Below are 15,004 nucleotides of genomic sequence, written 5' to 3'. Positions count from 1 at the left end.
CAAGTGCTGATGTTATTTTTTGACTATCATTCACTGGAACTCATCGCTGTTCATCCCTGCTGATGAAACGGGTTCCAGTTTCAAGAGGCATATACGCTATGCCCAAACTCACCTCCCACAAGAGAAAGTGAAATTATCATGTCAAAAAAAATTCCGGTTGCATGTGCAGCCGTGACCTTGCTCACGCTCGCACTATCTTCCGCGTTTGCCCAGACTGCAAAACCCGTCTTGCAAGTCCAGAGTAGCATAGGCATCAGCGCCGCACTGCCAGATGTCAAAATCAGCAGTACTGCCGATATTGCACAGAGCAATGTCCCCGTCACTTTTGGTCAGGCCTTTGCGGTTGGCGATGTGCCGGGTGCGAACGGTCTTGTAGGGCAACTCAGTAACGGCATCAGCATCCCCTTGCAAGTCGATGTCAAAGCCAGGCATGCGGATGGCTCCGTGCGTCATGCCATCATTACGGCCGTTTTGCCGCAACTCGGTAAAAGCGAAACGCAAACCCTGCAATTGAAACTGGCAACGACTGCACCAATTCCTACACAGACCGCCAAGCCTGGTGATCTGATCAATGCCGGTTTCAATGGCAGTGTCAATATCACCATCGCTGGCAGGTTGTATACCGCGTCGATAGACCAGGCACTGAGGGGCAGCAAGATACAAGACTGGCTCAGCGGATCGCAAGTGGGTGAATGGCTGGTATCAGCACCACTTTACGATTCCACTGGCCTTGCGCATCCACATCTGCATGCCCGTTTCGCCATACGTGCTTACCCCGGCCTTAGCAAGGCCAGGGTCGATGTGACGATAGAGAATGACTGGGCATACCAGCCTGCGCCGCAAAATTTCACCTATGATGCCGAAGTTGTCATTGGTGGGCAAAGCGTGTTTTCGAAAGCCAACCTCACGCATTTCCACCATACCCGCTGGCGCAAGACTTTCTGGTGGGGCGTAGCACCGCAAACCCATATCGCACATAACAAGGCTTACCTGATCGCCAGCAAGGCAGTGCCCAATTATGACCAGCGCATCATCATTTCAGAGTCATCTCTGAACAGCATGAAAAGCCTCATGAGCGGTGCCAACTTCCAGCCCATGGGGCCGGGACTGGCCATGGCGTACATGCCCACCACCGGTGGCAGGCCCGATATCGGCCTCATGCCTGGCTGGTCTGCTGCGTACCTGTTGAGCATGGACAAGCGCGCCAAAGATGCCACGCTGGCGACTGCAGACCTGGCAGGCAGTTGGTCTGCCCATTATCGTGATCAAAAGACCGACAGGCCCATCAGCCTGCGTGATTATCCCTACATGACCATCCTGGGTAATCCGGGTGATACCTATAACCCTGCTACCAAGTTGCGCGAAGCTTTCCCTGTCTGTGGCGGCACCTGTACCAATACCAATACTGCCGATGCTGCGCATACGCCAGCCTTCAGCTACCTGCCTTATCTGGTCACAGGTGATTATTATCACCTGGAAGAAATGCAGTTCTGGGCCATGTGGGATGTGTTCCAGACCAACCCCGGCTATCGGGCTAATATTCAGGGCCTGATCTATCAGTCGAATGTCAGGGTGCAGGCCTGGGACATACGTAACCTCGCCGAGACTGCCTATATCACGCCGGACAATGATGTGCTCAAGGCCGAGTTCACCAGGATACTGTCAAATAATCTCGATTACTACAACACTACCTACAGCAATAATGCGGCAGCCAATATCTTCGGTGCCATTACTGGCCCAGGCGCAATTGTGTACGCCAATGGCATAGGCATCGCACCGTGGATGGATGACTTCTTCACCTCAGCCATAGGGCGCGCAGTTGAGCTTGGCTACAGCAAGGCCCAGCCACTGTTGAACTGGAAAGCCAAATTCCCTGTGAGCCGCATGCTGGCACCAGATTATTGCTGGATTTTTGGTGGTATCTACAGCCTCAACCTCAGGGCCAGCGCAACGGCACCCCTGTACACCACATTTGGGCAAGCTTATGAAGCCAGCCGTAATCCTGTCGTCGCTGGCATGGCCTGCAACAGCCCGGAAATGGCAAAGGCACTGGGATTGAAAGTCGGTGAGATGACAGGTTATTCAAGCTCAGCTACAGGCTATCCATCGAATATGCAGCCAGCATTGGCGTATTCAGCAGATTCTGGTTTTACCGGTGGTGCCACAGCCTGGCAAAAATTCATGCAACGCAGCGTCTTGCCTGATTACTCTGCCCAGCCTGAATTTGCGATCGTGCCGCGCAGTGTGCCAACTGTGCGCTGATATCATTGTGCTGGTAAGGTTTAGTTAAAAAATGGTGGGTAGCTGCATGGCTATCCACCATTTGTATTTGATCGTACAGCCAAACTTGTCAGCAAGATCGGGCTGCTGGCTGCCCGTAGGTTGGGTTACGGTGTATTAGCCCAACACTGAGCCTCAACAAACGTATAAGTTATTTAAATGCCGAGTGTTGGGCTGATGAAGCATAGCCTAGCGAGGCCCGGCCTAGCGAGGCCCGGCCCAACCTACGCTTGGAAAATCCCTCAGTGTTGTAACTCCTGATCCCGTTTCATGATCCATTCCTCAGGATCCGGCTGGCCATACACTGACAGGCGTTTTTTCGCCATGCGTGCCCAGCGTGCCAGCCATGACATGCCATATTGACCGCTAGGCCCGGCTGGTAGTTGATAGGCAGGGTCTTGCAATGCCTCTTCGAGGGTAATGAATTGATAGCCACGCTGTTCCAGTTTGCCCAGCATTTTGTCCAGCATGTCGGCATTCAATAGCGAGACATGGATGTTGAGGATGTGAGAAACCTGCCGTCCAAACATTTCATCACTCATGGTTTCGAAAGTGTTGACGGCGCGATCGAGATTGGCCAGGTAGTCTTTGCGCACGCGCTCTGCTTCATCCTTGCGGTTTTTCAGAACCGCATCTTCATACACGCGGGCATAGATGAAATCATCATGTTCTATCGTGAAAGGCGCGATCTTGTAGCCATGCTGGTGCAGGAACTGTTCAAATTGCATCTGGACTTCAGCATTATCGCCCGTCTGGTTGTGGGGGAAACGATAGTAGCGCGGCACCTGTTTGCGCTCTTGTAGCAGCCAGCGTGTGACAGTGTCACCGCGCAGCACGGCCTCTTGATACTTTGCCAGGCTGCTGCCATGAAAACCCAGATGAGCAAAATTATGATTGCCCAATTCCATGCCCGCATCCAGCCATGACTCCAGTAATCCTATGCGGGCATCGACCTCGCCCTTGACCAGCAAACGGTCTTCATTGACAAAACCCAGTGCCTTGACCTTGTGCGCCTGCAAAGTCGTCAGCATGGTTTTTGTCGCACGCTGCACGTCAGCGAGTTTCAAATGCCGGGTTTCGAATGGCAAGTCATCAATGGTGATGGCAATGCGGCGCACGCCAGGCGCAGCGCTGTTTGTATCTGGCTTCGCATCTTGCGTGGTTTGCGCGTGAGTCGCAAAAGGGGCAAGTGCAAGTGCTGCACATACGATGAGATAAGTACTACAGGACGACAGTTTTTTGTAGATAGAATTCATTGAATACCATGGTGGATGTATCGCCTGAGGCAGGTTCAGTTTTAAAAAACTGAGCGAAAAAGAAAAAGCCTGCCGGGTAGATAAAAATCCGGCAAGCCCCGTGACAAATCAAATCAAAAAAATGAGACCACTCAATTAGCACAAGTGCAATAATTATAATGCTATCAAGAAAGTCTGGACAGTTCTTTCGAGGTTTTCTGCTGACTCTTCATTCTCAGGTTTTAGCCCAGCCATGCAGGCACAGGCCCCGCATCACTGCCATACACATCCCACACACTGTGCTCTGGTGCTGATGTTGCGGCTGCGATCATGGCAACGGCCAGATCAGGTCTTGCGATCGTACGCTTCATGTCGAGTCGATGGTTTGCCTGGCCAGATGGTACTGCTGCCGTCAATTGCCTGACTGCGTCAACTTTCACATCAACCAGGCGCGGCGCACGCACTATCACATACGGCAGGCCGCTATCCTTTAGAGCCTGTTCCCTGTCCACGATATTCTTTTGCATGCCGCGCTTTGCCAGGTTCAGCAGATGCCAGGTCATTGATGATTTGCCCGGCCCCATGACCGAGAGCAGGGCAATGCGTGGTGGTTTTGCGTGACGCTGTACACCATTCAGCACATTCACGAAACCATCAAACATCACCGAGCGTATCAGCTGTTTTGTCGCAAATGCCTTGTGGATATCCACCGTAAAAAATACTGCCTCCAGCTCACCTGCCAGCGCTGCGGCAATGGCTGCCGGATTGCTTACATCGGCAATGACGGGCTTGATAAATTCTGTTGCTGGGGGTGGATTGCGTGCAATGGCACGCACAGTGTGACCCTGGCTGGCCAGCAAATGGGTAATGGCCAAACCTGTGCCGCTGCTGGCACCGACGACTGCGTATTCTTTCATATCGATTCTTTTCTGTTATTTATTCTATTTATATATTTTTCAAAACGGCTACCAACTGACTGTTCATCGCAGGTGCGCTGGCGATAAAATTGGGGCTGGATAAAGTCCAGGGCTGGCCTGTCCAGTCTGTCACCTGACCACCAGCTTCAGTCACCAGCAAGGCACCGCTGACGAGGCCAGACAAGACATTGCCGTGCTGCCAGAATGCATCGAGTTGCCCGCTGGCGACCTGCACCAGTTGCATGGTCGCAGGCACAGCCATGCGTACCAGCAGCGCCTGCTCCAGCATGGCCGTGACAGACTGGCCTATCTTGCTGTAAGCGAGCTTGCCTTCACCCGGCGTCGCCTGGCCAGTGCTGACGAGGGCCGCCGCCAGGCTGTTTTTTTGCGATACATGCAGGGGCTGCCCGTTCAGATAAGCACCGCCGCCAAGCACCGCCGTATACAGCTTTGCCGCCAACGGCTCAGCAACCACCGTCAGCACAGGCACGTTGTCACGCACCAGCGTCGCCGTCACCGCCCATTCAGTCGTGCCGTGGATATGGTTGACATTGCCTTCTGCCGGGTCAGTCACCCACCATTCACCTACAGGCAGGGGACCGCTGGATTTTTCATCGTCCAGCCATTGCGCAGCAGGGCGTAGAGCCAGCAAAGACGCACGCAATTGCGCTGTCACGGCAGCGTCATTGTCATCTATCATCGTCAGCAGTTGCGGCAAGTCTGCGGGACGTGCATCTGGCTCGAAACGCTGGAGCAGCAGGTCAGCCGCCTGGCGTACGGCGATGACGGTGGCGTTTAATAACTGTTGATCGCTTTGTTGTTGATCGCTTCGTTGTTGATGGTGGTTTTGTGTTTGCATGATTATTTGCTTTCCTTAAGTTCGTTAAGTTCAATAAAGTAGAGATATAATATGAGTTATCGCTCATATTGGAAACTCGCATTCATGACCAAGCCCATCAAGAAGGCCGCCACCCCGCTGGCCCCTCGTAAAATCCCCACACAAGCCCGCTCTGTCGCAACAGTAGAAGCCATATTGCAAGCTGCTGCTCACATTCTCGAAACTGAAGGCCTGAGCGCCTGCTCCACCAATGCCGTGGCAAGAAAGGCTGGCGTCAGCATAGGCTCGCTCTACCAATACTTCCCCTCAAAAGACGCCATCAGCAGGGCGCTGATACTGGAACAGACCACGGCACTGGTCGAAGACGCCGAGAAAATTGACCTGGAGCAGAGCGGCCGCAAGGCACTGGAAGACTTGATAGCCGTTGCCGTCACCCATCAGTTAAAAAGACCGGCGCTGGCAAAAATACTCGACGCAGAAGAACTGCGCCTGCCTGTAGCCGCAGACCTCAAACGCCAGTCCACCCGCCTGCGCAAAACCATGCGTGACATACTCTCTCAGGCCGATATGCCAGAAGGTGCAAACGATGCAGAAGTCATGGTCGATTTGATGGGCATCATCAAAGGCATGGTCGATGCTGCGGGTGCGCGCGCAGATACGAGTGCCGCCAATTTGCGCAGGCGGGTGAGGCGGGCGGTGTTTGGGTATCTGGATGCGGGGGAATGAATATCTCGCGCTGATGGCGGTGCGTGCGGCACATCCTACGCCGAGAATTTCACCGAAGAGGCGGAAAAAAATTGACAGTCTCCAGCATCTCCCTGTGATTCGGTGGCGAGCTTTCAGTTTTTTTGTTTTTCCTTTGTCAGCACAGTACGTTAGAACGCACCCTACGACGCTTGATATTCAGAAGTGATATGGAAACATTCTCATTGATATCATCGAGAAATATCGGCTATAACTTATATTTTATAAAAATATGCTATGGCCTATATTTTTATAATATAGGATACAGGATATATATTGAAAATATTGGTCACAGCATGTATATTGAAATACAAGTTCAGAAGATTTTTTGAAGTAATGCAGTAATGCTTGCAGTTCCTGGCTTATCTAAATAACTTTGTAAATAGGCATTTATGTGCGAGTTATATCATGGCTAATTCTTATCCAATTCAATTTGCCACCCAGCTACGTCACCATCTTCGTGCGTTCAGGAAGAAGCGTGGCCTGACACAAGCGCAACTAGGTGCTCTCACAGGTGTAAGTCAAGGGCGAATTGCAGAAATTGAAGCAAATCCCGGCCTGGTTAGTTTTGATCAAATGATGCAATTACTGTCGATACTGGACGTGAGCATAGTATTAAGCGAAATATCACCAAATACTGCTGAGCAAAATTCGACGTATGACAGTGGGGTGAGTAGTGTCGTGCCACTAGAGATTAAAGAGCAGGACAGCACCAATGAAGCATTGCAAAAGCTCAAAAAACTAAGCATCAACAATGAGGCACTGAGGCAAATGCGTGACCTGGACAATGTCAAGAAAGGCTCCTGGTGACCCGGTCATTACATGTGTGGATGAATGGCGAGCTAGTAGGAGCTTGGAAGGTTGACCGTGATTCTCATACATTCAGATATGAAGCGACCTGGCTGGAGTCGCCCCATAGCCGGTCCTTGTCACTTTCACTGCCAATAAGTAGTTCGCTGGAGATAAAGGGCGACGCCGTCAGAAACTACTTCGATAATTTGCTGCCTGACAATCATCAAATCCGAAAAAGGCTAGGGAAACGCTTTAAGGCAGGTACAGACATTTTCGGTTTGCTTGAAGCTATAGGCCGTGACTGCGTAGGTGCCGTGCAATTGCTTCCTGATGACGCCACGCCAGATGGATGGAATCGCATGGCCTATGAGGCGCTCTCTGATGAAGAAGTTGAGAGGCATTTGCAAACTGTTCCTTCTGATCAGCGATTCGTTCAAGATGACGAACTGTTTCGTATCTCCATTGCTGGCGCACAGGAAAAAACAGCCTTCCTTCGATATCAACATCAATGGTGTCACCCACATGGTGCCACGCCCACCACGCATATATTTAAATTACCGTTAGGACTTATTGGTGGACAACGTCTGGATCTGTCGGATTCTGTCGAAAACGAATGGCTGTGCGCGCAAATTATCGCTGCGATGGGTTTGCCAGTCGCCACTACTTCCATGGCTACATTTGGGGAACAAAAAGCCCTGGTTGTCGAACGTTTTGATCGCGCATGGATGGACGACAGCCGCTGGATAGCCCGTTTGCCGCAAGAAGATTTTTGTCAGGCACTTGGTATATCACCTGATCAAAAATATGAAGCCGATGGTGGCCCCGGCATGCAGCAATGCCTGCGTTTACTCCAGCGCAGTTCACAAGCGAGCGACACCCTGTTTTTTATACTGACGCAATTGCTCTTTTTCTTGCTGAGAGCCACAGACGGCCACGCAAAAAATTATTCCCTCTTTTTAGGGCGCAGTGATGTGTATCAAATGACTCCTCTGTACGATGTATTATCGGTATGGCCTTATCTGGATAAGCCGAAACAACTTGATTCGCATAAAGCAGGCATGGCCATGGCACTCCGCTCAAAAAATGCCCACTACCTTTTCAAAGAAATCCAGACGCGTCACTGGCATGACCTGGCGATGAAAAACGGCGGCCCTGCTACCTGGGCGGCAATGCAGGTTTTTGTAAGCAGGGTAGACGCTGCTTTGGCTCATGTAGAAACCTTGTTGCCAGCTGATTTTCCAGCAATGACCTGGGATGCAATTTCGAAGGGAACACGCCTGGAGGCGGCACGTTTTCTTGCAAATGCAGCGGGTATTGGAAAATCATAGCGGCTATTGGCCTGGATTCTCTGGAAACGTGTAGGTACGATTAGCGTAGCGTAATCGTACATAACCGTGCCCTCAAAAAGAAAAAACCTCAAGCGTGTCACGTGTTCTTCGCTAATCCATCTCAACAATGAACATTGTTTATATTTGATTGAAAACTGCAAAGTAGCCATGGTGAAGAAGCAGGCTGGAGCAGGAAGCATGCGTACGATTACGCTGCGCTAATCATACCTACGTCCCTAGTTGGAACCCTGGCTTTCAGGTGTTCACATACAGCATCGGTGAATACTACGCGCAATTGAAGCAAGACGTGGCAGATGGTCTGGTTTACCTTTATGTGCAAATTGAGGCATTAAACAAATACAGCTTCAAGTGGTGAAAACATCATGACGATACACACTTTCGTCTGCACTAAAGAGGTCTGGGTGGTGCCTACCGATGAAGGGCGTATTGCAGCAATAGATGCTTCGATAATGTTTAATTGGCAATCATATCGAATTCAAATTTGAATATAGATTGCTGTTAACCATTCTATAAAGAAACGAGCACGAAACTTTTAATACTGCTTATGAAATCCAAATAAAAAAGTTGGGAATCGACAATGAAAAATTGATATTTTTTCTCGCTTTTCTAATAATTTTTCTGTAGTCTTAATACAATCGAATATCTTATATTAGGTGATTGTGTGCGCACTCCTTTAATTGCTTCTGCTATGACGGCAGGAGCTTTGATGTCCAGTTCTTGTTTCGAGGTTCCGCCTTATCAGCGAGAATATTCGTGGCTGGAAGATGATGTGTCTGAATTTTGGAATGACCTTAAGAATGGATTGGGAGATGAACCTTATTTTTTAGGTCTTATCATTCTTACAGATGGGAACGGCAAAAAACAAGTTGTGGATGGACAGCAGCGGATTTTGACACTTACACTTCTCGCTGCTGCGCTTTTTCATGAGGCTGTTTACTCCGAACGTAAGGCGCTTGCTGAGAGAATACAGGCCGATTTTTTGCGGACAATTGATTACGATACCGATGAGACACACCCTAGAGTAACTTTATCGGATTCGATTGATAATGAAATGTTGCAATCGATTTTAAATGATTCCAATTACGACTTGGCTGGTTCATTGTTTGAGGATAAAGACTCGCTGTCACAACGAATGTCAGATGCATTTAAATACTTGCGTGAACAATTACGTGAAGATTTAAATGCAGATTCGTTTAAGCGACTTGGGATTTGGACAGACTTTATTACAAATCGTCTTTATTTCGTGGTGTTCGTGCACCCTGATACTGCTTCTGCATATCGTGTTTTCGAAATAATTAATACTCGTGGAAGAGAGTTAACTACTGCGGATTTGTTAAAAAATTATGTTCTTAGTCAAACTCCTGCTGATGATCGAGACAGACGGTACAGACAGTGGCAAGAAATTGCTCGGCAGTTTTCTCCAATCGGCTCAAATTCTCTTGTACAGTACATTCGTCACGTTGTGACGGTTGAAGGTGGACATATTTTGCCGAAAGATCTTTTTGATTTTTTAGCAAATAGAACACTTTTTGCAAATAAAAAACCTCCAACACCTACAAATTTGATGTCTCTTTTAGAGGAGCATCTTCCTTTGTATATGCAAATGGTTGATCCAACTTTAGATGGGCCAGCCGATCCTGAGGCACTGAAAATTTTTGATGCATTGAATAGTTTGGGAGTGATTTCTGTTCGCCCTATCATGTTAGCTATGTCAAAAAAAGCAGATGCTATTAACGGCATGCGTTACATACTAAGGTTGGTTGTGAGACGAATTGTTGTTGGTAATTTAGGGACTGGAAATGTTGAAAGACGATTTGGGGAAGCCGCAAAAAAAGTTAACGATACAGGTAATTGGCATGTTGCGGAAAGTGAGTTAAATGATCTTAATCCATCTCGACAAGAATTTGTTGATCAGATTCGTAAGCGATCGTTTAACAAAGCTGTACTAGCTTTTCTTCGTAAATCAATATTATCACAAAGCATTACTCCAAGTAATAAAGGTGTTTTGCACTTAATACGCCCACGTCAAACTGCAACTTGGAATTCGTTTAGTGATGAAGATTTTGCTTTTTTCGGCGGTACTGTTTCGAATACATTCCTTTCTTCTTTAGACCGCAGGCCAAAAGGTGCAGACAGTTGGATTGGATTTAAATTATGCCTTCTCAATCACGGGATTGACGGTGAATGGAAAGAGAAATTGGAGAATTTGGATGAATGGAGCGCTGCTTCAGCTGAAGCAATTGGTGAGCAACTTGCTAGGGCGGCGGGAAATGTCTGGTACTGAAGATATTGAAAGAAGGTTATCAAAACTTGAATCTGTTCTCGATAGGCGAACTCCTATTGATTCACTAGATGCTCTAATCTATGCTGTGAACAATCGGTCCAAAAGTAATCCTATACCAATTGGAAGCATCGCCTTAGGCCTTGATTCAAGTGTTTTTTTGCGACTTGGTACTCATAAGCAAAGCGCCGATATTGTAGATTATCTTTCTTCGAGGCATCAAGGTCCGCTAATACTTCCAGGTCAGGCTATTCAAGAATTTTGGAATAATCAGTTGGCCGCCGTGGACACTGTATCAGCTGGATTAAAAAAGAAATTTGAAACACTTAAGAATGACGCAAACAAAATCGATATCAATTTTGGTGATTATGCTGTGCGAATGGAGGCAATACTTAATGAATTCAGTTCTGAGTATGGATATGTTTACGATGAGTCCACTCTTCGATCTACTTCGAATTTTTTAGAGGTGTTAAAGGATAAAGCGATTCTTTCATATGTTCCAAGAATGCGTTTTTATGAAATGGCAATCGCGAGAAAGCGGACTAAAACTCCACCGGGCTTCAAAGATGAAGGTGATGGCGATTTTTTTATTTGGGTCGAATTCTTATCTGGTCTATTAATTGCCAAGGAAAGTGGAGTTGACTTTAAGCACGCTGTGCTACTTACACATGATACTAAAATCGACTGGAGTAGAGATGGCGTTGCTCATCCAGTGCTGATGGCTGAAATGAGAAAATTATTTGATGTCTCATTTGAAGTTTGGCAGATTGATCGACTATATACCGAAATCAATAAAGCATAATGAATCCATTAGTGATCTTCAATTTTCAAAAAAAAGCCGTATCAGCTAAAATTTTAAATAATATTTCTTTTGTGAATTCAAATAAAAAGATAAATTATCTATAAATAATATGGTGGATCTCAAATCTAAGACGGTGAAAGGGGGCAAGTCTCACATTACAACAATTCCACACCACTGAGATGTGTGCGTGTAAGATCACCGCCGGATTTTTTGCTCCTGTCTTTCAATACTCCCGCCTTCCAATCTCACCCAAACACCCCACCCTCATCCGCATCCAGTATCACCGACAAAGTAATATGCCGTGGCCGCGTCAGTGTAAACAAGACCGCATCGACAACGTCCTTGCTGGTTGCGCGTTCGCCTTTCTTGCGGTCTTGCACGGCATTCCATTCCGGCTGCTGTGGTGCTACATCATCAAGATAGGGCGGGTGCACGCTGATGGATCTGATGGGCGTGCCTGCCAGCATTTGCCGGAAGCCGTCTGCCAGGCCAGCCTGGGCGCGTTTGGCGGCGTAGAAGGGTACAGAGACGCTTTGCATCCTCGCATTTGGCAAACCGCTGATGGAGCCTATGGTGAGAATGTCTGCACCACTTGATAATCTCAGCAGTGGCAGCAGGCCCTGTGTAAAAAGGAAGGTGCCCGTGACTGCAGAATTGATGACGCCCAGTACCTGGGCAGGTGTGTAGGCTTCATCGCTGGCTTGCAGCCACATGGCGCCGTTATTGATGAGCAGGTCGATATGGGTGTGCGATTTGATGATGGTATCGACGGCATCTTGCACGCTTTGCACATCGGCCAGATCGGTTGCTATACATACAGGGTTTGCGCCGCCCATGTTTTGTATGATGCTGGCGGTATCAGCGAGTTGTGCAAGATTGCGGCCGCACAAAATCACCTTGCAACCTGCCTCTGCCAGTGAGATGGCCAGTGCGGCACCCAGGCCGCGTCCTGCACCGGTGATTACTGCGGTTTTTCCAGCCAGACTATGCATATATTTTCCTTACGAATTTTCCTTAATTAGCGAGTGAAAAACTATACAGCAGTCTTGCCGCGCATGCAGAATGGCAGTCTGCACGGCGAATGTTAACTACCTGCCTCATTTTGCTTATAGGCATCCATCAGATTGGTGCGCAAGTTGACGATGGCTTTTTGCAGTACGCGAAATTCTTCCGGGGCCAGGCCGGATGCTCTGGCCGTTACCTCGCGGTAGTCAAATGCTTTTTCCCTCAGTTCTCGTCCCGCGTCGGTCAGTGATACCAGTACGCTGCGTTCGTCTTCGCTGTCGCGCTCGCGGTTCACATAGCCCATCGCTTCCAGGCGTTTCAGCATGGGGGTCATGGTACTCGGCTCCAGGAACAGCTTTTCGCTCAATGACTTGACGGTCTGGCCGTCTTCTTCCCACAGGCAAATGATGGTGACGTATTGCGGGTACGTCAGGCCCAGTTGTTCCAGCACGGGCTTGTAGACGCGTGAGTAGGCGAGGTTGGTTGAATACACCGCAAAGCACATGAAGTCGCCTAGCCGGGCTGCTTCCTTGTCTGCTACTGTTTTTTTGCTCATTTGTTTATTCGCTTGTTTGTCCATTTAGCATCTCTGTAAATTAATTATCGAAATAATGATTATCGTACTTGAAAATGATTCTGAACCCGTATATATTTCGCTTCATAATAATTATGACGATAATTGAATTATTGATATTTACGAGAAAATGCCGGTAGCACCCTCAAGCTGGAAAACCAAACCATCAATACAGGAGTAAGAAAATGCACCAATATCTGAAGCGCCTCAGCCAGCACAATCAAATCAATCAGATAAACGGCAAGCGCCGGTTTGCCCTTGTCGCAGCAGCTTTCACCCTGGCTGGTGCGCAATTCATGCTGCCAGCAACAGCACTGGCGCAGTCCGCCAGCGCGACACAGAATGTGAATACCAAGGCAAGCCAGGGGCTGCCCGGCTTTACGGCCATCAGGCAGATCAATGCCGGTGAGCTCAATGTCGGCTATGTGGAAGAAGGTCCGGCAAATGGCCCGGTAGTGATTTTGCTGCACGGCTGGCCGTATGACATCAACAGCTACATTGATGTCGTGCCCATGTTGACCAAGGTTGGTTATCGCGTCATCGTGCCGCATCTGCGTGGGTATGGCACGACCCGCTTTCTCGACCCCAATGCCTTGCGCAATGGCGAACCAGCGGCGCTTGCTACTGATGTGGTGGCGTTGATGGATGCGCTGAAGATAGACAAGGCCGTGCTTGCCGGCTATGACTGGGGTGCACGTACGGCAGGCATCGTTGCTGCGTTGTGGCCTGAGCGCGTCAAGGCGCTGGTTTCTGTCAGTGGCTATCTGATCGGTAGCCAGGAAGCAGGCAAGCAAGCCTTGCCACCCAAGGCCGAGCTGCAATGGTGGTACCAGTTCTATTTCGCCACCGAGCGTGGCCGCGTCGGCTATGAAAAGAATCGCCATGATTTCGCCAGGCTGATCTGGCAAACTGCATCACCACAATGGCGCTTTGACGATGCCACGTTTGATCGTAGCGCCGTGGCACTGGACAATCCTGATCACGTCGCTATCACCGTCCACAATTATCGTTGGCGCCTGGGTCTGGCTAATGGCGAAGCGAAGTATGAAGCGCTGGAAGCAAAACTGGCCAGCTTCCCTGCCATCACGGTGCCAAGCATCACCATGGAGGGTGATGCCAACGGTGCGCCACACCCTGATCCTGCTACTTACGCCAAGCGCTTCACGGGCAAATACAAACACACGCTCATCACGGGTGGTATAGGCCACAACTTGCCGCAAGAGGCACCACGCGCCTTTGCTGATGCGGTCATCAGTGCCGACCATCTTTAATGGTGACTGGCATCTACTTTTTCTTCACTATCAATATCACACTAAATAAGGAAACGTCATGAGCAAGATAGAAACAGTCGTCTATACAGGCAAAACCCACACTACCGGTGGCCGCGATGGTGCCGCACAAAGCGACGATGGCCGTCTCGATATCAAATTGTCGCCTCCTGGCAGCCATGGTACAGGCACCAATCCTGAGCAGCTTTTTGCAGCGGGTTGGTCAGCCTGCTTCATCGGTGCGATGGGCAGGGCGGCGAGGGAGAAAAATATCTCACTGCCTGCGGGCACTGCGGTAGATGCTGAAGTTGATCTCGGTACCGGGGAAGGCGGCTTCTTCTTGCAGGCGCGCCTCAAGGTAAGTCTGCCTGGTTTATCGCAGGAGGCAGGGCAAGAGCTGATTGATGCTGCACACCAGATCTGCCCTTACTCGAAGATGAGCCGTGGCAATATCAATGTGAGCCTTACGCTGGCCTGACGTCAATTTCGCGCCGACAATGCCTGGTGCAAAAATAAAAAGCACTGCCGGAAAGGTGATCTCCCCGGCATTGCCTATTAATCGAAACAAGTCATATCAAGATAAATCTAAATATGTGATACTCAAGCAGCTAAAGAATGGAATTAACTTTTTAAGTGAACTGAATATGCTTGAAGATATTTATAAAGGAAAATTACCCAGCGTAGTTTTTCGAGAATTGATTGAACAAGATCCTGCACTTACCAATATTCGCCTTTCGCAGATTTTCAGGAGCGAGTTTATAAATGTTGACGGTTTGGCGGGGCAGCTTATCTGGCACTGGAGAGGGCCCGGCAAAACACAGGGAATGAGGGATGAGGTTTTGAATGAGGAGCTTCTAAGGATGCTAAAAGAAGCTGGGTATGTAGAGAAAGACAAATTTTAGCCGACGGTAATTATTCT

The 15,004-nt window shown here is 49.0% G+C and carries 14 protein-coding genes; 9 read left to right on the top strand and 5 right to left on the bottom strand.

The features are described 5' to 3' along the window. Positions 1 to 138: 138 nt before the first annotated feature. The gene (locus AC3WQT_RS01740; RefSeq protein WP_492701629.1) at positions 139 to 2,262 is read left to right on the top strand and encodes a hypothetical protein; all 2,124 of its coding nucleotides are present in this window, start codon (positions 139 to 141) and stop codon (positions 2,260 to 2,262) included. A 260-nt stretch (positions 2,263 to 2,522) separates the two neighbouring features. On the opposite strand, the gene AC3WQT_RS01735 is transcribed toward AC3WQT_RS01740, so the two are convergent. The 3 genes from AC3WQT_RS01735 to AC3WQT_RS01725 form a co-directional block, all read right to left on the bottom strand. Next, positions 2,523 to 3,536: a polysaccharide deacetylase family protein gene (locus AC3WQT_RS01735; RefSeq protein WP_492701627.1), complete on the bottom strand. Its 1,014-nt coding sequence runs from the start codon at positions 3,534 to 3,536 to the stop codon at positions 2,523 to 2,525. 221 nt (positions 3,537 to 3,757) lie between these two features. Then, positions 3,758 to 4,432, bottom strand: a complete 675-nt coding sequence (locus AC3WQT_RS01730; protein WP_492701625.1) for an NAD(P)H-binding protein — start codon at positions 4,430 to 4,432, stop codon at positions 3,758 to 3,760. Positions 4,433 to 4,460: 28 nt separating this feature from the next. After that, positions 4,461 to 5,291, bottom strand: coding sequence for an inositol monophosphatase family protein (locus AC3WQT_RS01725; RefSeq protein ID WP_492701623.1), 831 nt, complete (start codon positions 5,289 to 5,291; stop codon positions 4,461 to 4,463). 51 nt (positions 5,292 to 5,342) lie between these two features. Here AC3WQT_RS01725 and AC3WQT_RS01720 point away from each other — a divergent pair, with 51 nt between their 5' ends. The 5 genes from AC3WQT_RS01720 to AC3WQT_RS01700 all read left to right on the top strand — a co-directional run bounded on the left by AC3WQT_RS01720 (position 5,343) and on the right by AC3WQT_RS01700 (position 11,238). Beyond that, positions 5,343 to 5,996 (top strand): TetR/AcrR family transcriptional regulator, encoded by a 654-nt coding sequence (locus tag AC3WQT_RS01720; protein WP_492701621.1) that lies wholly within the window; start codon positions 5,343 to 5,345, stop codon positions 5,994 to 5,996. Positions 5,997 to 6,422: 426 nt separating this feature from the next. Beyond that, positions 6,423 to 6,824: a helix-turn-helix domain-containing protein gene (locus AC3WQT_RS01715; protein WP_492701619.1), complete on the top strand. Its 402-nt coding sequence runs from the start codon at positions 6,423 to 6,425 to the stop codon at positions 6,822 to 6,824. A 20-nt stretch (positions 6,825 to 6,844) separates the two neighbouring features. Continuing rightward, complete coding sequence (locus tag AC3WQT_RS01710) at positions 6,845 to 8,134, top strand: HipA domain-containing protein (RefSeq protein WP_492701617.1); 1,290 nt, start codon at positions 6,845 to 6,847, stop codon at positions 8,132 to 8,134. A gap of 682 nt (positions 8,135 to 8,816) precedes the next feature. Beyond that, positions 8,817 to 10,439, top strand: coding sequence for a DUF262 domain-containing protein (locus AC3WQT_RS01705; RefSeq protein WP_492701615.1), 1,623 nt, complete (start codon positions 8,817 to 8,819; stop codon positions 10,437 to 10,439). Then, the gene (locus AC3WQT_RS01700) at positions 10,426 to 11,238 is read left to right on the top strand and encodes a hypothetical protein (protein WP_492701613.1); all 813 of its coding nucleotides are present in this window, start codon (positions 10,426 to 10,428) and stop codon (positions 11,236 to 11,238) included. Before AC3WQT_RS01705 ends, AC3WQT_RS01700 begins: the two co-directional genes overlap by 14 nt. Before the next feature lie 245 nt (positions 11,239 to 11,483). Here the strand turns inward: AC3WQT_RS01700 and AC3WQT_RS01695 are convergent, their stop codons facing one another. Both AC3WQT_RS01695 and AC3WQT_RS01690 read right to left on the bottom strand, forming a co-directional pair. After that, positions 11,484 to 12,230 carry an SDR family oxidoreductase gene (locus AC3WQT_RS01695; protein WP_492701611.1) on the bottom strand — a complete coding sequence of 249 codons (747 nt, stop codon included), beginning with the start codon at positions 12,228 to 12,230 and terminating at the stop codon, positions 11,484 to 11,486. A gap of 92 nt (positions 12,231 to 12,322) precedes the next feature. Further along, complete coding sequence (locus tag AC3WQT_RS01690) at positions 12,323 to 12,799, bottom strand: MarR family winged helix-turn-helix transcriptional regulator (protein ID WP_492701609.1); 477 nt, start codon at positions 12,797 to 12,799, stop codon at positions 12,323 to 12,325. Between the two features lie 203 nt (positions 12,800 to 13,002). Here AC3WQT_RS01690 and AC3WQT_RS01685 point away from each other — a divergent pair, with 203 nt between their 5' ends. From AC3WQT_RS01685 to AC3WQT_RS01675, 3 genes are read left to right on the top strand one after another with little or no spacing between them, the layout of a single operon-like run. Further along, positions 13,003 to 14,088 carry an alpha/beta fold hydrolase gene (locus AC3WQT_RS01685; protein ID WP_492701607.1) on the top strand — a complete coding sequence of 362 codons (1,086 nt, stop codon included), beginning with the start codon at positions 13,003 to 13,005 and terminating at the stop codon, positions 14,086 to 14,088. Positions 14,089 to 14,146: 58 nt separating this feature from the next. Beyond that, positions 14,147 to 14,563: an organic hydroperoxide resistance protein gene (locus AC3WQT_RS01680; RefSeq protein WP_492701605.1), complete on the top strand. Its 417-nt coding sequence runs from the start codon at positions 14,147 to 14,149 to the stop codon at positions 14,561 to 14,563. Positions 14,564 to 14,582: 19 nt separating this feature from the next. Beyond that, positions 14,583 to 14,987 carry a hypothetical protein gene (locus AC3WQT_RS01675; protein WP_492701603.1) on the top strand — a complete coding sequence of 135 codons (405 nt, stop codon included), beginning with the start codon at positions 14,583 to 14,585 and terminating at the stop codon, positions 14,985 to 14,987. The last annotated feature ends 17 nt before the right edge of the window (positions 14,988 to 15,004 follow it).

The sequence above is a fragment of the Undibacterium sp. FW305-107 genome (genome assembly GCF_058788535.1).
Note: the sequence above shows the minus strand (reverse complement) of the source record. Positions and strands in the feature narration are given on the sequence as shown.

Bases quoted from the DNA above. Each gene is read 5' to 3' on its own strand.
- AC3WQT_RS01685 (WP_492701607.1), top strand. From the start codon at position 13,003: ATGCACCAATATCTGAAGCGCCTCAGCCAGCACAATCAAATCAATCAG.
- AC3WQT_RS01680 (WP_492701605.1), top strand. From the start codon at position 14,147: ATGAGCAAGATAGAAACAGTCGTCTATACAGGCAAAACCCACACTACC.
- AC3WQT_RS01690 (WP_492701609.1), bottom strand. From the start codon at position 12,799: ATGAGCAAAAAAACAGTAGCAGACAAGGAAGCAGCCCGGCTAGGCGAC.
- AC3WQT_RS01730 (WP_492701625.1), bottom strand. From the start codon at position 4,432: ATGAAAGAATACGCAGTCGTCGGTGCCAGCAGCGGCACAGGTTTGGCC.
- AC3WQT_RS01675 (WP_492701603.1), top strand. From the start codon at position 14,583: ATGCCTGGTGCAAAAATAAAAAGCACTGCCGGAAAGGTGATCTCCCCG.
- AC3WQT_RS01700 (WP_492701613.1), top strand. From the start codon at position 10,426: ATGTCTGGTACTGAAGATATTGAAAGAAGGTTATCAAAACTTGAATCT.
- AC3WQT_RS01740 (WP_492701629.1), top strand. From the start codon at position 139: ATGTCAAAAAAAATTCCGGTTGCATGTGCAGCCGTGACCTTGCTCACG.
- AC3WQT_RS01725 (WP_492701623.1), bottom strand. From the start codon at position 5,291: ATGCAAACACAAAACCACCATCAACAACGAAGCGATCAACAACAAAGC.
- AC3WQT_RS01720 (WP_492701621.1), top strand. From the start codon at position 5,343: ATGAGTTATCGCTCATATTGGAAACTCGCATTCATGACCAAGCCCATC.
- AC3WQT_RS01735 (WP_492701627.1), bottom strand. From the start codon at position 3,536: ATGAATTCTATCTACAAAAAACTGTCGTCCTGTAGTACTTATCTCATC.
- AC3WQT_RS01715 (WP_492701619.1), top strand. From the start codon at position 6,423: ATGGCTAATTCTTATCCAATTCAATTTGCCACCCAGCTACGTCACCAT.
- AC3WQT_RS01695 (WP_492701611.1), bottom strand. From the start codon at position 12,230: ATGCATAGTCTGGCTGGAAAAACCGCAGTAATCACCGGTGCAGGACGC.
- AC3WQT_RS01710 (WP_492701617.1), top strand. From the start codon at position 6,845: ATGAATGGCGAGCTAGTAGGAGCTTGGAAGGTTGACCGTGATTCTCAT.